Here is a 16,241-nt window from a genome sequence, read left to right on the forward strand (position 1 = left end):
CTATTACCATGTTCATTAAAAGTAATGATTACTAAATTTCATTTAAAAGGAGAGAAATTGTGCTGCCTAGTCTACTATTTATTGCTATTGCAGGAATAATACTTTTCTTGCTTAGTAAGCAAGCCTCCATGATTGTCTGGACTATCAGTTACACTGTGATAGGTTTATTAATCTGGAAATTTAGTTCTCAAAGTTCGTTACTTGCAGTTGGCTTATTAATTCCGTTTTTTATCTTACTGTTTTTCTCTATTCCTTTTTTAAGAGCTCGATTAGTTTCTCGTCATTTATTTAAAACAATTAGTAAATCAATGCCAACGATGTCTGCCACTGAGCGTGAGGCATTAGAAGCAGGTACAGTAAGCTGGGAAGCTGATATTTTTAGTGGCGCTCCTGATTTCGATAAGTTAAGAAATTTACCCACGGTTCAATTAACTGCAGAAGAGCAGGCTTTTGTTGATGGCCCTGTAAATGAATTGTGTCGCATGCTTGATGAATGGGATATCACCCATAACCGCACTGATTTACCTCCAGAAGTATGGCAATTTATCAAGGAGAAAGGATTTTTAGGAATGATTATTCCTAAGGAATACGGTGGACTTGAATTTTCAGCAACAGCGCAAGCTTTCATTTTAGCAAGAATTTATGGACGTTCTATTAGTGCTGCTACAACTATTTCTGTTCCAAATTCATTAGGGCCTGGTGAATTATTATTAAAATATGGTACTGAAGAACAAAAACAATATTATTTACCACGTTTAGCTAAAGGGCTCGAGATTCCTTGTTTTGCTTTAACAGGCCCTAATGCAGGTTCTGATGCTGCTTCAATTCCTGATACAGGTATCGTGTGTCGGCAAATAGTAGATGGGAAAGAGGTTTTAGGGCTTCGCTTAACATGGAATAAACGCTATATAACTTTATGCCCGGTTGCTACTGTGATTGGCCTTGCCTTTAGAATGTTTGATCCTGATAATTTATTAGGTAAAGGCTATGATATTGGCATTAGTTGCGCTTTAATTCCAGCAAATACACCAGGGGTTATTAAGGGAAGGAGACACTTTCCATTAAATACAGCGTTTTTAAATGGCCCAACTCAAGGAAAAGATGTTTTTATTCCCATTGATTACTTAATTGGTGGCGCTGCTATGGCTGGCCTTGGCTGGCGTATGTTAATGGAGTGTTTAAGTGCAGGCAGAGCCATCTCCTTGCCTTCAAGTGCTAGAGGAGGATCTCAAGCTGCGGCATTGGCAAGTGGGGCTTATTCTCGAGTTCGTAAGCAGTTTAATCAGGCGATAGGTAATTTTGAAGGTATTGAAGAACCACTAGCACGTATAGCAGGTAACACTTATTTAATTGATGCAGGAGTCACTTTTGCTGCAGCAGCAATTGATCATGGTGAAAAGCCTTCAGTTGCTGGTGCAATTTTGAAATACCATACAACTGAAAGAGCACGCCAGATTGCTATTGATGTCATGGATATCCATGGTGGAAAGGGAATTTGTTTAGGGCCTAATAATTACATTGGGCGCGGTTATCAAAATTCGCCAATCGCTATTACAGTTGAAGGCGCTAACATATTAACTCGTAGTTTAATTATTTTTGGGCAAGGCGCAATTCGCTGTCATCCCTATATTTATCAAGAACTAGAAAGCATACGCGAACAAAATATAACTGCTTTTGATAAGGCATTCTGGGGGCATGTCGGATTTATCTTTGCAAACTTTGTTAAATCGGTAGTTTTTATTTTTACGGATGGTTATTTAACCTATGCTCCTCAGAGTCGAGCTAAGCGTTACTATCAATTGATTCATCGTTACAGTACAAACCTTGCCTTTACAGCTGATTTTTGTATGGCTATTTTAGGAGGAGCTCTTAAGCGTAAAGAGAAAATTTCTGCTCGCTTAGGTGACGTATTAAGTAATTTATACTTAGCTTCAGCTGTTTTAAAGCGTTTTCATGAAGACGGTGAGCCCTTAGAAGACTTGCCCTTTGTCGAATGGTGTTGTCAGCAATTATTCTATGAGTGCGAAGTTGCATTGCGTGGTGTAATTACTAATTTTCCAAGTGCTTGGGCACGTATCTTTTTAAAACTAATTTTACAACCATTTGGTAATTTAAGACAAAAATCTTCTGATGAATTGGAACATAAGTTAGCACAGATAATGATAGAACCGAGTGAAATACGTTCAAAGCTAATTAAGGCAGTCTTTTCTGAAGCGCTACCAAATTGTCCGATAGGGCGCTTAGAAGCCACATTTAAAAAGATATGTCGTGTTGATGCACTTGAAAAGAGAGTTTCTCGCGCTGTACGTGAGGGACAGCTACATTCTTTAACTTTACTTGAGCAAATCACAGAAGCAGAGAAATTGGGAATTTTAAATGCTAATGAAGCAGCCCAATTGCAAGAAGCAGAGTTAGCAAGACAGGAAGTTATTGCTGTAGATGATTTTAACGATGAAGATTTGCGCCGCATAGGAGTTAATCCACGTGTGGTAAAGTCTCCAAAAAAAGCTGCTAATTTCGATAAATCAAATAATCTTGAAGCTATTCCTTGAGCTAAAACCTAGTAGAGATATAAGAAAGTATCAAGCACACCTTATATCTCTACAAAATATTTACTAGAAATATCAATTTAAATAAATTTATTTTAAATAATAATTTAAGATTAATTAGTCATCTTAGAAATTACAATCAGTTGGCATAATTAATATATCGCGAATACAAATTTTCTGAGGTAACTTAAAACAGAAGTAAATTATTTCAGCCAACTCCATAGGCTCAATGAAGGTTGGATTGCCTAGTACTGAGCAATATTCTTCAAAGCTAATACCCATATTTTCATGAATATTCGTTCTGATTAAACCTGGCGCTATATTCATAACTCGAACATTATTTTTAGCTTCAGCCATCTGTAAGCTTTCAGAAATGGATCGTACAGCATGTTTACTGGCATGATAAACAACTGCTGTTGGATAGGGTTTACGATCGCCAGCAGAGCTAATATTGATAATGCTGCCTGTTCTACGAGAAGCCATATCTGGTAGCACTATTTTAATACCGTTAATTACGCCTTTTACTAAAACGTCTAATTCATAATGACAAGTTTCGATTGATAAATCGCTAAAATTGCCTACTTTAAGATGACCTGCATTATTAATTAGGCATTCAGTTTTACCATGGATTTGCTCTACCTCCCTAATAGCTTTCTCAAAAGCAGCATAGTCTGTTACATCCAGACTGGCATAGTGAATTTGTTTATTTTCTAAGAGTTCATCAAGTGGAGTCATATGACGGCTTATTAACAAACAGGGATAATTTTGCTCAGCAAATTTAATTGCTAATGCTTTACCTATACCTTTGCTTGCGCCAGTAATCACAACAAGTGGTTTTTCATTCATATCTATTAGATAGGCGAGTGGGATATAAGATAATTATAACATTATGTATAGTTTTTATACAAAAATTGCTCTATTAATCAATTAAGAAATTAAAATGTATGCAAATAAAATGCATTTAAATACAATGACTTGCTAGATAACCATGATTTAAAATTGACTAGAAAAGGTAAATTAAAGTGAGATATATTTAATTAAATATGATTTGAATAAGACATTTAAAGTTAATTTAATGCCAGTTAAATAGGTTAGGAAGGTAGAAGTATCAATAACATTGTCATAAACCTTAACTTAGACTTCTTCAAGGGCTTCATCTGGCATAGTAACATTTAGTTCTAATACAGCATTATCGCCCATGCGTTCTAAGTTAACACTAACTTTATCACGAGTAATAGGAATATATTTAGCAATAACGGTTAGTATTTCTTCTTGTAGCTTAGGCAAGTAGTCAGGCGTACTTCGTTGAGTACGCTCGTGAGAAATAATAATTTGTAGCCTTTCTTTAGCAACAGAGGCTGTGCTAGTTCTTTTTTTTAGATAGCTAAATATGCTCATGCTGGAACATCCTCCTTGTTTTTACTGAATAGCCGGCGTAGTAATCCTTTACGCTCCGGACTAATAAAACGCATAGGTCTGCTTTCGCCAAGAAAGCGAGCTATAGCATCTTTATAGGCAAGACCTGCATCACTGACTTCATCTAAAATGACAGGGGTACCCGTGTTTGAAGCTTTCAATACTGCTTTAGATTCAGGTACAACCCCAATAAGAGGAATAGCAAGTATTTCTTTTACATCTTCTACAGAAAGCATTTCACCTTTTTCAACTCTTACTGGATCATAGCGGGTTAAAAGTAAATGCTCTTGAACAGGTGTATCATTCTCAATTGCACGTTTAGTTTTACTTGCTAAAATACCTAGAATTCTATCTGAATCCCTAACAGAAGATACTTCTGGATTTGTAACCACAATAGCATGATCTGCATAATACATGGCCATTAACGCACCAGTTTCAATTCCCGCAGGCGAATCGCAAACGATATAATCAAATTCAGCAGAGAGATCTTCCAAAACCTTACCTACACCTTCTAAAGTTAATGCATCTTTATCGCGTGTTTGTGAAGCAGGCAAAATGCATAGTTGAGGAATGCGTTTATCTTTAATTAAAGCTTGGTTAAGGCTTGCTTCTCCGTTAATAACATTAACAAAATCAAACACTACACGGCGCTCACACCCCATAATAATGTCTAAATTTCTAAGTCCTATATCAAAATCTACAACAACAGTTTTATGGCCTTGCAGAGCTAGGCCTGAAGAAATTGCTGCAGAAGTTGTGGTTTTCCCTACCCCGCCTTTACCTGAGGTGACAACTATAATCTTAGCCAAAACGATGCCCCTGTAAGTAATTAACAAATAATTTGGAATCAGTTTACACGTTATTGATTGTTCAGTTCAAGCTCAATAATGCATTACGAAAAAATAATAATTATTTTTTAAAATTAAATTAGCAAAGGGATGATAAATAATTCATTGTGAGTTAACATCAGGCATTAGACAAATAAGTAAAATAATTGCCTTAAAAAATTATAAGTAACTGATTTTATAAAATTAATTATTTTGCTAAAGATATACCTTAAAATTTGCTTATTTTTATTAAAAAATTCATTTTATTTATAAAGGAATCTATGTTTTATCGTCGTATGTTAAAGTCTAAAATTCATCGGGCTTATGTTACTCACGCTGATTTAGATTATGAGGGAAGTATAACCATTTCTCCTCAATTATTGTCTGCAGCTAATATACTACCCTTTGAAGCAGTACAGGTTTGGAATGTAACAGCTGGAACACGTTTTGAGACTTATGCAATTGAAGGAGAATCTGATTCATCAGCTGTTTGTGTAAACGGTGCTGCAGCGCACTTAGTAACGCCAGGCGATATTATTATCATTGCTTCTTTTATTCAATTGGCAGAAGAAAGTTGTAAAAAACATCAACCTACGGTCGTCTTTGTAACAGATAAAAATAAACTTTTAGAGATCAGACCTGAGGTTCCCGCTTTATTAAACTTAGATTAAATTGTAGAGGAAATTTTATGTTTAAAAGGGGCTTAATTTTTACTTTTATGCTATTACCAGCAGCTTTTGTATCAGCTTCAAACTGTGAAACTAAGCGTGAAATTTTTATTGAAAATAAAGCAACTAAAGTTTGGAAAACAGTTATTTGCCCAAACCACCGATTGCCTTTTCATACACATGAATTTGCTAGAGTTGTTATTCCTAAAGATAATGGCCGAATGGAGGTTATTTATCAAACAGGTAAACGAGAAGTAATTACTTTCAATAAAAATAAGCCAGTTTTTTTAAGCGCTAAGCAGGGAAAAGATCCCCATCAAGATGTCAATATAGGTAAAAAACCTATTGAAGTTACAGTCATTGAATTACGCAAATAGAAGGTCTAAATTAGACCTTCCATTTAATAGGGATTACCAGTTCGAACTACAGCATGAAGTGGTTGTATAAGAAACGGCACTATAATCAGGACAACATAATCCTAAAGCGCCAAATCCACAACCAGTAAGAGTTACAGAAGAAGAAACAACAATAAAGGCAAGTAGTAATTTTTTCATAGTGGCATCCTTGCTAAAGTTTCAAGTAAATTATAAATCATACCTACCAAATTGTGCAAATTAAATGCAAATTAGCAAAAACTTAGGGAGTTTTTTCTTCTTCTTTGCCCATTAATAATGTTATTTGCTTTTATGAAGTATAGTTTATGTAAATTAAAATGATTAAATAAACTTTATTTGCATATCGGTAATCTTATTTACCTTATAACCATTAGGGTCCTAGAATTAGCAATAGTTTTAATAGAATAGTTGTAGGGTAATTTCCTAGTTCAGGCATCTTATTTGCCAATTGACTGAACCTTATTATTTGTATTATAATTGTCCAATAAGATTAATATAATAGCGGTAAATGTATGTCTAAATTTTCAAAGATGACATATAGCTTAAGAGAGTTAAATGTTGAGACATTTAAAAACACTTACAAAAAAGTAGTAGAGGATATGGTGCAACAAGAGCGGTGGACTGAGGAAGAAAGGGAAGCCATGCGTTTGTTAAAAGAGGGTAACTTTTTCTCATTAATTCGCAAGCGAATGACATTAGATGAGGAATCCAATAAAAAAATAGCGGACTTGTATTTTATGGTTTTACTAAATTCACTTATAAGAAGTAAAGTCCAAGTGCCTTTTAAGCTACCTGAAAAAGAAATTACAGCTTGGAGTAAGGATTATCCTAGAGATAAATTTGTCTCTGAGCTGCAAAAACATAAGGCAGAACTAAACAAAAGTGCTATAGGCAAAGAGATAATTAAAACTGCTGCTGATTATGCTACATTATATGAAAATACCTCCGGTAAAACGCTCAGTAAAAGAAATCAAGCGTCAACTCATAAAGTAAGTTCAGTTGAAGATAAAATAGTTGACTCACTATCTTTTTTATGGGGTGTTGCGAATGGATTAACATCTAATCCCAGACAGCCTTACTCGCCTCCTTTTATTTCGCCCAATAATGCAGCTACTTTAGGGTATGGGGCTGGAATATTTGCTCAATGTATTTTTGAACTCGGCGGATTAGCTGTAAGTTTAATGAAGAAATAAAGGATTCTTCGTTTTTTTCTAGCAATATTGGCATCTATAATTGGATTACCTTGCACTTATTAGGTGTGTAGGGTTTACTGAAATAAACTCTTTAGATAACTTAAAAATACCTTATTTTCTACTTTAATGCATATAATTTATTATGCCATGCATTTTTCATTGGTAACTTGATTAAAAATTTGCTAAACTATGCGGTTAATTCACTGCAGGAGCTCAATTTATGTCGCTTTCTATTTTGCAACAGGCATTGACTTTCGATGATGTATTGTTAGTTCCTGCCCATTCGCAAGTACTTCCAAAGGAAGTGTTGTTAAAAACATACTTAACACGTGAAATTCAATTAAATATTCCTTTAGTTTCTGCTGCTATGGATACGGTTACTGAGGCAAGATTAGCTATTGCAATGGCTCAAGAAGGTGGCATAGGAATTATTCATAAAAATATGAGTATTGCGGCACAAGCAGAGGAAGTCCGTAAGGTGAAAAAATTTGAAAGTGGGATGGTTAAAGATCCTATTTATGTTTCACCCAATTTAACGGTTAAAGAATTATTAGAAGTGATGGCCAAGCATAGCTTCTCAGGTGTCCCTGTGGTTGAAGGCGATGCGCTTGTTGGTATAGTGACCAGCCGTGATATCCGCTTTGAAACAAACCTCTCTTTACCTGTATCAGCCGTGATGACACCTAAGGAACGATTAGTGACCGTAAGAGAAGGCGCAAGTCGAGAAGAAATTCGCAGTCTCCTACATAAACATCGTTTAGAAAAGCTATTAGTTGTCAATGAAGCATTTAACCTACGGGGCTTAATTACCGTTAAAGATATTCAAAAAGCAAAGGAAAACCCTTTTGCTTGTAAAGACAGTGCTGAGCAATTACGTGTAGGTGCGGCAGTTGGCGTTAGTGATGGAACTGATCAACGTGTTGCTGCGTTAGTTGATGCTGGGGTAGATGTCTTAACAGTTGACACAGCTCATGGTCATTCACAAGGGGTAATAGAGAGGGTCGCTTGGATTAAAAAGAACTTTCCTAAGGTTCAGGTAATTGGCGGGAATATTGCCACAGCTTCTGCAGCACGTGCGCTTATGGAAGCAGGAGTAGATGCAGTTAAAGTAGGTATTGGTCCAGGCTCCATTTGTACAACAAGAATTGTCACTGGTGTAGGCGTGCCCCAGATCACAGCAATTACTAATGTTGCAGAAGGATTGAAAGGAAGTAATATTCCTATCATTGCTGATGGAGGCATTCGTTTTTCTGGTGATATGTGTAAAGCATTAGCAGCAGGGGCGCATACTGTCATGCTTGGTAATCTTTTTGCAGGTACTGAAGAATCACCTGGCGAGCTTGAATTTTATCAAGGTCGAACTTATAAAAGTTATCGAGGCATGGGTTCAATTGGCGCTATGGCGCAGGCGCAAGGTTCAAGTGATCGTTATTTTCAAGATTTAACCCAAGGTAGTGATAAACTCGTTCCTGAAGGTATTGAGGGGCGTGTAGCTTATAAAGGACCTGTACAAGGTATCATTCATCAAATGATTGGTGGTTTACGTTCTTGTATGGGTTATACAGGCTGTGCATCCATTAAAGCGTTGCATGAAAATGCCCAATTTGTTCAGGTAACCAATGCTGGTATGCGTGAATCGCATGTACACGACGTTAATATTATTAAACAAGCTCCAAATTATCAGGTTGATGATTAGTCATGACAATAAGTAAACAGCGACCTTTGCTCATTCTTGATTTCGGTTCTCAATACACTCAATTAATTGCCAGACGTGTTCGGGAAATGGGCGTTTATTGTGAAATTCATTCTTTTAGCATGAGTGAGGAAGTTTTTAGAGCTCTATCACCTTGCGGTATTATCTTATCAGGCGGACCTGCTACCGCAAGTGTCGAGTCAACACCAAAAGCACAAGATTGGGTCTTTCAAGCTAATATTCCTATTTTAGGGATATGTTACGGCATGCAGTTAATGGCGGTCCAACTAGGTGGCGAGGTACAATCGTCGCTGGCTCGAGAATTTGGTTACGCTGAGCTTCGTTTACATGGTCATTCTAAGCTATTAACTAATATTGAAGACCGAACTAACTTAGATGGGGAAGCATTACTTGATGTTTGGATGAGCCATGGCGATAAAGTAACAGGGCTACCACCAGGCTTTAAAGTAATTTGTGAGACGCGCAATGCACCTATTGCTGGCATGGCCTGTGAAGAAAGAGGGTGGTATGGTTTACAATTTCATCCTGAAGTGACTCACACAACGCAAGGTTTGCGTATTCTTGAGCGCTTTGTGGTAGAGATTTGTGGCGCTACAAAAGATTGGACACCGACTAATATTATCGAACAATCAATTCTTGAGGTTCGGGAAAAAGTTGGGCAAGATCATGTGCTTTTAGGCTTATCAGGTGGCGTTGATTCTTCAGTTGTTGCAGCACTATTACATAAAGCAATTGGTGATCAATTAATCTGTGTTTTTGTAAATACAGGCTTATTAAGACTTGATGAACCTGAGCAAGTATTGTTAATGTTTGGCCGTCATCTTGGTATTCGGATTATTGCAGTTGATGCAGAAGAGCGCTTTCTAAAGGCTCTAGAGGGGATAACTTGCCCTGAACAAAAAAGAAAAGTTATTGGCCATACTTTTATTGAAGTTTTTGATGATGAGGCACAAAAAATTCCTGAGGTTAAGTGGCTAGCTCAAGGAACAATTTATCCAGATGTAATAGAATCGGCAGCAACGCATACTAAAGAGGCTTCGGTTGTTATTAAATCTCATCATAATGTAGGTGGTTTACCCGAAACACTCAATTTAAAATTGCTTGAGCCTATTCGTGAGTTATTTAAAGATGAGGTCAGAAAAATCGGTTTAGAGCTTGGTCTTCCTTATGATATGGTTTATCGACATCCTTTTCCGGGGCCCGGCTTAGGTGTGCGTATTCTTGGTGAAGTTAAGAAAGAATATGCTGATATCTTGCGTCGAGCTGATGCCATTTTTTTAGAAGAATTATATAAAGCAGACCTTTATCATAAAGTTAGTCAAGCTTTTGCTGTGTTTTTACCTATTAAAAGTGTTGGCGTGATGGGAGATGGGCGGCGCTATGACTTTGTAATTTGTCTACGCGCTGTTGAAACAATTGACTTTATGACGGCACATTGGGCTCATTTACCCTGGGATTTTCTAGGACATGTTTCTAATCGGATTATCAATGAAGTTCCTGGCGTTTCTCGGGTGACTTATGACATCTCTGGCAAACCGCCAGCTACGATTGAATGGGAATAGTTAACGACGAATATTGGATGCGCGAAGCTTATGCGCAAGCGCTTAGAGCGAATAACTTACAAGAAGTTCCAGTAGGCGCTATTGTTGTTGTTGATAGTCGAATAATAGCTCATGGCTATAATCGCACCATTGCTGATAATGATCCATGTGCACATGCAGAAATTTGTGCCTTACGGGCAGCAGCTATGAATTTAGGTAATTATCGTCTTACACAAGCGACACTTTATGTCACTCTGGAGCCTTGTGTCATGTGTGCAGGTGCTATGGTGCAAGCGCGTATTAAGCGATTAGTTTTTGCAGCTCGTGATTTTAAAGCAGGTGCTGCAGGGTCTGTTTATAATCTTTTACAAGGTTATCCTCTCAATCACCAGATACAAATTGATGAAGGTGTTTTAGAGAAAGAATGCTCAAAGCTGCTTAATGATTTTTTTAAAGCGCGTCGCTAAACGCTGACGAATAAATATAGAGAGGTAGCCTGGGTGCAGGCCCATAGGGCCGAAACCCGGGTTTCACTTCGTTTCACCCAGGCTACTACTAGCTAAAATTCACTCATTAATTCTTTTATCAGCAGCTTACGTAATAGCTCTTGTTCATTTGTACTAAGTAAGTTATCTGTGTTTGTTGAAATATAAAATGTATCTTCAGCTTTTTCACCTGCGGTGACTATTTTAGCATTATGCAAATGAATATTAAGTTTAGTAAAAGCACGACCAACATGTGCTAATAGGCCTGGCCTATCAGCTGTTATAAGGAATAAACGAGTGTAAGGGTGTTCATCATTAAAGGTAATATCTGGTTTAAGTTTAAAATGAGCTAATGTTCGTGACAGTCGATGCTTAGCAATTCTAGGTATTTCTTTGGTATCGCTTAATCGCTTAATTAATGCTTGTTCAATTAATTTTATTCTTTCGGCAGCAAAAGAAGCTTGATGCTGCTCATTTAAAATAATGTAGGTGTCTAAATCAAATTGATTGTCGCACGTTAAGATGACTGCTTCTTGAATGGTTGCTTGATAATTACTTAACACGGTAGTGGCAATTGTGAACCTATCATCACGATGTGGCATATAAATAAAAACTTCCATTCCCCCTTGACTATAATGTGGTAAGATTGAAACGACAGGATAGCTTTGACAAGTTAAGATAGCTTTAGTATGAATTGCAATCATCTCGGGTGATTCATGGAGAAAATACCTACTTTTAAGTGATGACCACAGCTTTTCAATTTCTTTTTGATAAAATCCCTGTTGCTGCAATAACTTAAGTGCTTGATGCTTACGTATAGTAATAATTTCGCCTTCATTTAACCATTTCTCTTGCTGCTCAAAGACGGTTGCTGCTGCTCGATACAATTCTTTTAATAGAGAATCTTTCCAAGTATTCCATAAGCTTTGATTGGTTGCACAAATATCAGCCACTGTCAGTAAGTAAAGATAATCAAGATAACTTGGCTTAGGAAATATAAGACAAAAATGTTGGATAGTTTTAGGATCATAGATATCTTGGCGTTGTGCTGTATGGGACATGAATAAATGATGCTTGACAAGCCAGAGAAGTAAGTTTGTGTCTTCTTGATTTAACTGATGTTGATAAGCAAACGATTGAGCCTCTTTAGCGCCTAATTCAGAGTGATCGCCTCCGCGGCCTTTTGCAATATCATGAAATAACGCTGCTAAATATAAAATCTCTTTTTTTGGTATTTTTGCCATAAGTTCTACTGCGAGAGGAAATTGTTTGGCAAAACTCTTATCTAGAAAACGAACTAAATTGCGGATAACAAATAAAGTATGCTGATCGACTGTATAGACATGAAATAAATCATATTGCATCTGGCCTGTAATTGCAGCGAAACAATCAAGATAGTGGCTTAATACACCATATTTGTTCATATAATTTAAAGCTTCAAATGTATTGATTGAATCTTTGAAAATAGATAAAAAAGTTTGTCTTGCAGTCGTTGATGATCGAAAATTAGTACCAATTAGGTAAAGGTTTTGCCTAACTAAACGAATAGTACTTGCACGAACTCCAATGATATCTGGGCATTTAGCAATCCATAGAAACAACTTTAATAAACAAGTAGGATCATTAGAAAAAACTTTAGCATGTCTTACTTCAATAAACTGATTAGAGAGTTGAAAATTAGCATCTAGGGGTTTAAGTTGTTGCTTTTCTTTGTGAATAATTGTTTCCGAAAACCATTGCAAGAGCATTTCATTAATCTCACGGCTGCGTTTAATTATTTGAAAATAGGTTTTCATAAACTGTTCGATTGCTAAAGAATGCGGTTTATCTTGGTAGCCAAATAAGGTTGCTAGCTTAACTTGATAGTCAAAAAGTAAGCGTTCTTCTGGTTTTCCGGCCAACAAGTGTAAAGCAAAACGAACTCGCCAGAGAAAATGCTGACATTTCACTAATTCTTCATACTCTTTATCGGTAATAAAATTATAATTAATACCGTCAGCTAATTTATTAATTTTAAAATGACGTTTACTTATACTCAGTAAAATTTGAATATCTCGTAAACCACCTGGGCCATACTTAACATTAGGTTCTAAATTATAAGCGGTTTCTCCATATTTGCGGTAACGTTGCTCTTGTTCGGCCTGTTTAGCAAAAAAGTATTGATCGCTTGGCCACATATGGAGCGGATGAGTTTGATAACATAATTCTTCCATTAATTGACTATGCCCACATAGGAGGCGCATGTCTAAAATGCTGGAGATAACACTCAGATCTTGACTAGCTAAATCAGCGCAAGCTTTAACCGTCGTAATTTGATGACTAATACCAAAGCCATTATCCCAGCAGTTTTGAATAAAGGCTTGTGCACGCTGTAGCTGCTCATCATTTACAGAATCCTCATGCAATAATAAGATATCTATATCCGAATGAAGCTGAAGTTCCTGTCGGCCATAACTCCCTAGGGCAATAAGGCAAAAGCAATCTTCTTTATGAAGATTATTTTTTCGGAAAAGATTAAGTAGCGCTTTATCAATAAAATTAACCAACTTTTGCGCTATCGCAGTAATACTTCTTTGCGCATTAAATTGCAGGGCTTGATCTTCCTTAAATTGTTTTAAGGTGTATTTGAATGGGTAATTATTTCTCTTCATCGCGCAGTGTTAAAATTTCAACGCCGTCAGAAGTAACTAAAAGCGTGTGTTCCCATTGCGCTGATAAACTATGATCACGCGTTACAACTGTCCATTTATCAGGCAATAACCGAGTATGATGTTTACCAAGATTTACCATAGGCTCAATAGTAAATGCCATGCCTTCTTGTAAAAATTCACCTGTACCGGGTGTGCCATAATGCAATACTTGCGGTTCTTCATGAAAAACAGCACCAATGCCATGTCCACAATAATCGCGTACTACTGAGCAGCGATTTTTTTCAGCATGTTGCTGAATAGCATGGCCTATATCGCCAAGTTGTATACCAGGTTTTACCATTTCTATACCAATGAAAAGGCATTCATGAGCAATTTTAACGACATGTTTACCTTTAATAGTCGGCTCCCCTATAAAAAACATTTTACTGGTATCGCCGTGATAGCCATCTTTAATTACTGTCACATCGATATTTAAAATATCACCGTTTTTTAATACTCTTTTACCCGGAATACCATGGCAAACGACATGGTTAATTGATGTGCAAATTGATTTTGGGAAACCATTATAATTAAGAGGAGCAGGTATTGCTTTTTGCTCATTGACAATATAGTCATGACAGATAGTATTTAACTCATCTGTAGTTACCCCTTCTTTCACATAAGGGCCAATCATTGTTAAAACTTCGCCTGCTAGACGTCCAGCAACACGCATCTTTTCAATTTCTTCCGGGGTTTTAATAGAGACTGCCATGATTTAAATCCATACAAATAATATAAGTTTACTCGATCTATAAAGGTTTAGCTAAAATATAATTTTATATTACTTTAAGCTAAAGGGCAGCTAATATCTTAAATTCTTTAATAGATGACTTTTTAAATTTTCATGAAGAGCTAATTTAGTTAAAATACTTATAACAGCGTAAAACACCGAATAAGGAAGTGCTTAAAGCGGTGAGAAAGTAGCTTATTAATAAAGAAAACAATTCTGTTTAACTTATTTCATGATTTTTATAAAGGATTTTATATTTAATACCTAATAATGATAGCTCTGTAACATCAATTATAAGCCATGCCATACTATCTTAGTATGGCATGAAATTTAAATATAAAAATTAGCGGCATGCATTTGGTCGTTGGTGCTCATCTCTCAGCATTTGTTGAAATTTTTGTTGTTGTTGAGGGTTAAGAACCATATACATTTGATGTTTGGCTTCTACTTTAACTCTTATCATTTTACCAAGAACAGCTGTTTTTTGGCTGATTAAAGAATCTAATTTAGAGTTATCCATTGAGCTTGAAGTTATTAAATCATGCATTTGGCTGCGAATAGATCGTAATTGATCTTTGCTAGATTGAATGCTTGCTTTTGCTTTCTCTCTAATTGATCTAATTTGATCTTTCTGCGCATCAGTTAATTGTAATGCTTGACTAATTTGCATCATGCTTTTTTTGCAAGGACAATTACAAGCTGTGTCGCCGTTGTCATTGCTTGCAGAGCTTGAAGTAGTTGATGATGTGCCAGTAGTTGTAGAAGTTGATGCTGGCGTTGTAGTAGAGGAAGCAGGGGTAGAATTTGGACCTATACCAGATGCGCCTGAACCTGTACCGGTTGTCGCTGTACCAGTTGTTGACGTTCCTGTCGCTGATGTATCGGAAGAATCTGCTGCAAATATAGGTTGTGCTGTAAAAGCAGCAAATGCAATAATAGGTAATAATTTCTTCGTAAACATAATCTCTCCTTAATTAATTGTTTTTAATTGCAATTAATTATATACCTGGTTTTTTGATTCTGCACAAATAAATAAATTAACTTGCTGAATTTAAAGTCAACGTTGCTGGCTAGGCTTAAATATGGTATAAATAGCGCGCTTTTAACGACACACACGTTTCGGCACATAAGATAGGGTCCTATACTATTAAGTATGGGTTTCTTATGGGAAGCGTGGAGGCCTAACCCTGGAGAATAGAATGAATGTAAGTATGCGTGAACTGCTTGAAGCAGGTGCTCATTTTGGTCATAGAACTCGTTTTTGGAATCCCAAAATGGCGCCTTATATTTTTGGTTCAAGAAATAAAATTCACATTATTAATTTAGAAAAAACGTTACCGATGTTAAATGACGTAACCAACTACGTTGGCCGTCTAGCAGCAAATAAAGCTAAAATTTTATTTGTTGGAACTAAAAGAGCTGCGCAAGAAAGCATTCGTAAACATGCAATACGTTGCGGCATGCCTTATATTGATCATCGCTGGTTAGGTGGTATGCTGACTAACTTTAAAACAGTCCGTCAATCTATCTTTCGATTAAAAGAACTAAAAGAAATGCAAGAAAAAGGTGCTTTTGCTGGGATGATTAAAAAAGAAGCACTCATGTTAACTCGTGAACTTGAAAAATTAGAGCGAGGTTTAGGCGGTATTGAGAATATGAATGGCCTGCCTGATGCCTTATTTGTTATCGACGTAGGTTTTGAGCATATTGCCGTAGAAGAAGCGCGTCGCCTAAAAATTCCTGTTATTGGCGTTGTTGATACCAATAATAACCCTGATAACATTGATTACGTTATTCCTGGAAATGATGATTCTATGCGAGCAGTTGACATTTATGTACGCTGTGTTGCTGATGCCATCCTAGATGCCAAAAATGGCAATACTACTGGCGGGGCTGATTCAAATGCTGAATTCGTTGAAGTCAACGAAAAAGAAGCTGATGAGAAAGCGAAAGAAGAATAAATTGAAAATTAAGGCCTGAAATTAAATTTTGGATTTAATCTAACTAATTTAAGTGGGCAGATAAGTTAATTC

The 16,241-nt window shown here is 36.5% G+C and carries 15 protein-coding genes; 8 read left to right on the forward strand and 7 right to left on the reverse strand.

Going from position 1 to position 16,241, the window contains the following annotated elements; translation table 11 throughout:
• Nucleotides 1-59 precede the first annotated feature (59 nt).
• Complete coding sequence (locus ACQUW5_RS08370) at nt 60-2,552, forward strand: acyl-CoA dehydrogenase (RefSeq protein ID WP_444990779.1); 2,493 nt, start codon at nt 60-62, stop codon at nt 2,550-2,552.
• Nucleotides 2,553-2,675: 123 nt separating this feature from the next.
• Here the strand turns inward: ACQUW5_RS08370 and ACQUW5_RS08375 are convergent, their stop codons facing one another.
• The 3 genes from ACQUW5_RS08375 to minD all read right to left on the reverse strand — a co-directional run bounded on the left by ACQUW5_RS08375 (nt 2,676) and on the right by minD (nt 4,774).
• Nucleotides 2,676-3,395 (reverse strand): SDR family oxidoreductase, encoded by a 720-nt coding sequence (locus ACQUW5_RS08375; protein WP_444990780.1) that lies wholly within the window; start codon nt 3,393-3,395, stop codon nt 2,676-2,678.
• Nucleotides 3,396-3,683: 288 nt separating this feature from the next.
• Complete coding sequence (gene minE / locus ACQUW5_RS08380; RefSeq protein ID WP_444990781.1) at nt 3,684-3,947, reverse strand: cell division topological specificity factor MinE; 264 nt, start codon at nt 3,945-3,947, stop codon at nt 3,684-3,686.
• A complete protein-coding gene (gene minD, locus ACQUW5_RS08385) occupies nt 3,944-4,774 on the reverse strand; it encodes a septum site-determining protein MinD (RefSeq protein ID WP_444990782.1) in 831 nt (276 codons plus the stop codon). The genes minE and minD overlap by 4 nt, the downstream gene beginning before the upstream one ends.
• A 299-nt stretch (nt 4,775-5,073) precedes the next feature.
• Here minD and panD point away from each other — a divergent pair, with 299 nt between their 5' ends.
• Together panD and ACQUW5_RS08395 are read left to right on the forward strand one after the other, a co-directional pair.
• On the forward strand, nt 5,074-5,463 hold the full coding sequence (gene panD, locus ACQUW5_RS08390) for an aspartate 1-decarboxylase (protein WP_444990783.1): 390 nt from the start codon (nt 5,074-5,076) through the stop codon (nt 5,461-5,463).
• Between the two features lie 17 nt (nt 5,464-5,480).
• Nucleotides 5,481-5,837, forward strand: a complete 357-nt coding sequence (locus ACQUW5_RS08395; protein ID WP_444990784.1) for a hypothetical protein — start codon at nt 5,481-5,483, stop codon at nt 5,835-5,837.
• Between the two features lie 33 nt (nt 5,838-5,870).
• On the opposite strand, the gene ACQUW5_RS08400 is transcribed toward ACQUW5_RS08395, so the two are convergent.
• Entirely contained in the window at nt 5,871-6,014 is a 144-nt protein-coding gene (locus ACQUW5_RS08400) for a hypothetical protein (RefSeq protein ID WP_444990785.1), read from the reverse strand.
• 353 nt (nt 6,015-6,367) lie between these two features.
• On the opposite strand from ACQUW5_RS08400, the gene ACQUW5_RS08405 reads away from it, so the two are divergent.
• From ACQUW5_RS08405 to tadA, 4 genes are all read left to right on the forward strand, one after another.
• Entirely contained in the window at nt 6,368-7,048 is a 681-nt protein-coding gene (locus tag ACQUW5_RS08405) for a hypothetical protein (protein ID WP_444990786.1), read from the forward strand.
• Between the two features lie 220 nt (nt 7,049-7,268).
• Nucleotides 7,269-8,744, forward strand: a complete 1,476-nt coding sequence (gene guaB, locus ACQUW5_RS08410; protein ID WP_444990787.1) for an IMP dehydrogenase — start codon at nt 7,269-7,271, stop codon at nt 8,742-8,744.
• 2 nt (nt 8,745-8,746) lie between these two features.
• The gene (gene guaA / locus ACQUW5_RS08415; RefSeq protein ID WP_444990788.1) at nt 8,747-10,324 is read left to right on the forward strand and encodes a glutamine-hydrolyzing GMP synthase; all 1,578 of its coding nucleotides are present in this window, start codon (nt 8,747-8,749) and stop codon (nt 10,322-10,324) included.
• Entirely contained in the window at nt 10,315-10,770 is a 456-nt protein-coding gene (tadA, locus tag ACQUW5_RS08420; RefSeq protein ID WP_444990790.1) for a tRNA adenosine(34) deaminase TadA, read from the forward strand. Before guaA ends, tadA begins: the two co-directional genes overlap by 10 nt.
• 92 nt (nt 10,771-10,862) lie before the next feature.
• On the opposite strand, the gene glnD is transcribed toward tadA, so the two are convergent.
• The 3 genes from glnD to ACQUW5_RS08435 all read right to left on the reverse strand — a co-directional run bounded on the left by glnD (nt 10,863) and on the right by ACQUW5_RS08435 (nt 15,169).
• Nucleotides 10,863-13,439 (reverse strand): [protein-PII] uridylyltransferase, encoded by a 2,577-nt coding sequence (gene glnD, locus ACQUW5_RS08425; protein ID WP_444990791.1) that lies wholly within the window; start codon nt 13,437-13,439, stop codon nt 10,863-10,865.
• A complete protein-coding gene (gene map, locus ACQUW5_RS08430; RefSeq protein ID WP_444990792.1) occupies nt 13,426-14,190 on the reverse strand; it encodes a type I methionyl aminopeptidase in 765 nt (254 codons plus the stop codon). The genes glnD and map overlap by 14 nt, the downstream gene beginning before the upstream one ends.
• Nucleotides 14,191-14,551: 361 nt before the next feature.
• Entirely contained in the window at nt 14,552-15,169 is a 618-nt protein-coding gene (locus ACQUW5_RS08435; protein ID WP_444990793.1) for a Spy/CpxP family protein refolding chaperone, read from the reverse strand.
• A 238-nt stretch (nt 15,170-15,407) separates the two neighbouring features.
• Between ACQUW5_RS08435 and rpsB the strand changes: the two genes are divergently transcribed.
• Entirely contained in the window at nt 15,408-16,169 is a 762-nt protein-coding gene (gene rpsB / locus ACQUW5_RS08440) for a 30S ribosomal protein S2 (protein ID WP_444990794.1), read from the forward strand.
• Nucleotides 16,170-16,241 lie beyond the last annotated feature (72 nt).

This window comes from Legionella pelazae, assembly GCF_052527395.1.

Coding starts and splice junctions, on each gene's coding strand:
- ACQUW5_RS08395 (WP_444990784.1), top strand. CDS start 5,481: ATGTTTAAAAGGGGCTTAATTTTTACTTTTATGCTATTACCAGCAGCT.
- ACQUW5_RS08400 (WP_444990785.1), bottom strand. CDS start 6,014: ATGAAAAAATTACTACTTGCCTTTATTGTTGTTTCTTCTTCTGTAACT.
- ACQUW5_RS08435 (WP_444990793.1), bottom strand. CDS start 15,169: ATGTTTACGAAGAAATTATTACCTATTATTGCATTTGCTGCTTTTACA.
- panD (WP_444990783.1), top strand. CDS start 5,074: ATGTTTTATCGTCGTATGTTAAAGTCTAAAATTCATCGGGCTTATGTT.
- map (WP_444990792.1), bottom strand. CDS start 14,190: ATGGCAGTCTCTATTAAAACCCCGGAAGAAATTGAAAAGATGCGTGTT.
- tadA (WP_444990790.1), top strand. CDS start 10,315: ATGGGAATAGTTAACGACGAATATTGGATGCGCGAAGCTTATGCGCAA.
- glnD (WP_444990791.1), bottom strand. CDS start 13,439: ATGAAGAGAAATAATTACCCATTCAAATACACCTTAAAACAATTTAAG.
- ACQUW5_RS08375 (WP_444990780.1), bottom strand. CDS start 3,395: ATGAATGAAAAACCACTTGTTGTGATTACTGGCGCAAGCAAAGGTATA.
- rpsB (WP_444990794.1), top strand. CDS start 15,408: ATGAATGTAAGTATGCGTGAACTGCTTGAAGCAGGTGCTCATTTTGGT.
- guaB (WP_444990787.1), top strand. CDS start 7,269: ATGTCGCTTTCTATTTTGCAACAGGCATTGACTTTCGATGATGTATTG.
- minE (WP_444990781.1), bottom strand. CDS start 3,947: ATGAGCATATTTAGCTATCTAAAAAAAAGAACTAGCACAGCCTCTGTT.
- guaA (WP_444990788.1), top strand. CDS start 8,747: ATGACAATAAGTAAACAGCGACCTTTGCTCATTCTTGATTTCGGTTCT.
- ACQUW5_RS08405 (WP_444990786.1), top strand. CDS start 6,368: ATGTCTAAATTTTCAAAGATGACATATAGCTTAAGAGAGTTAAATGTT.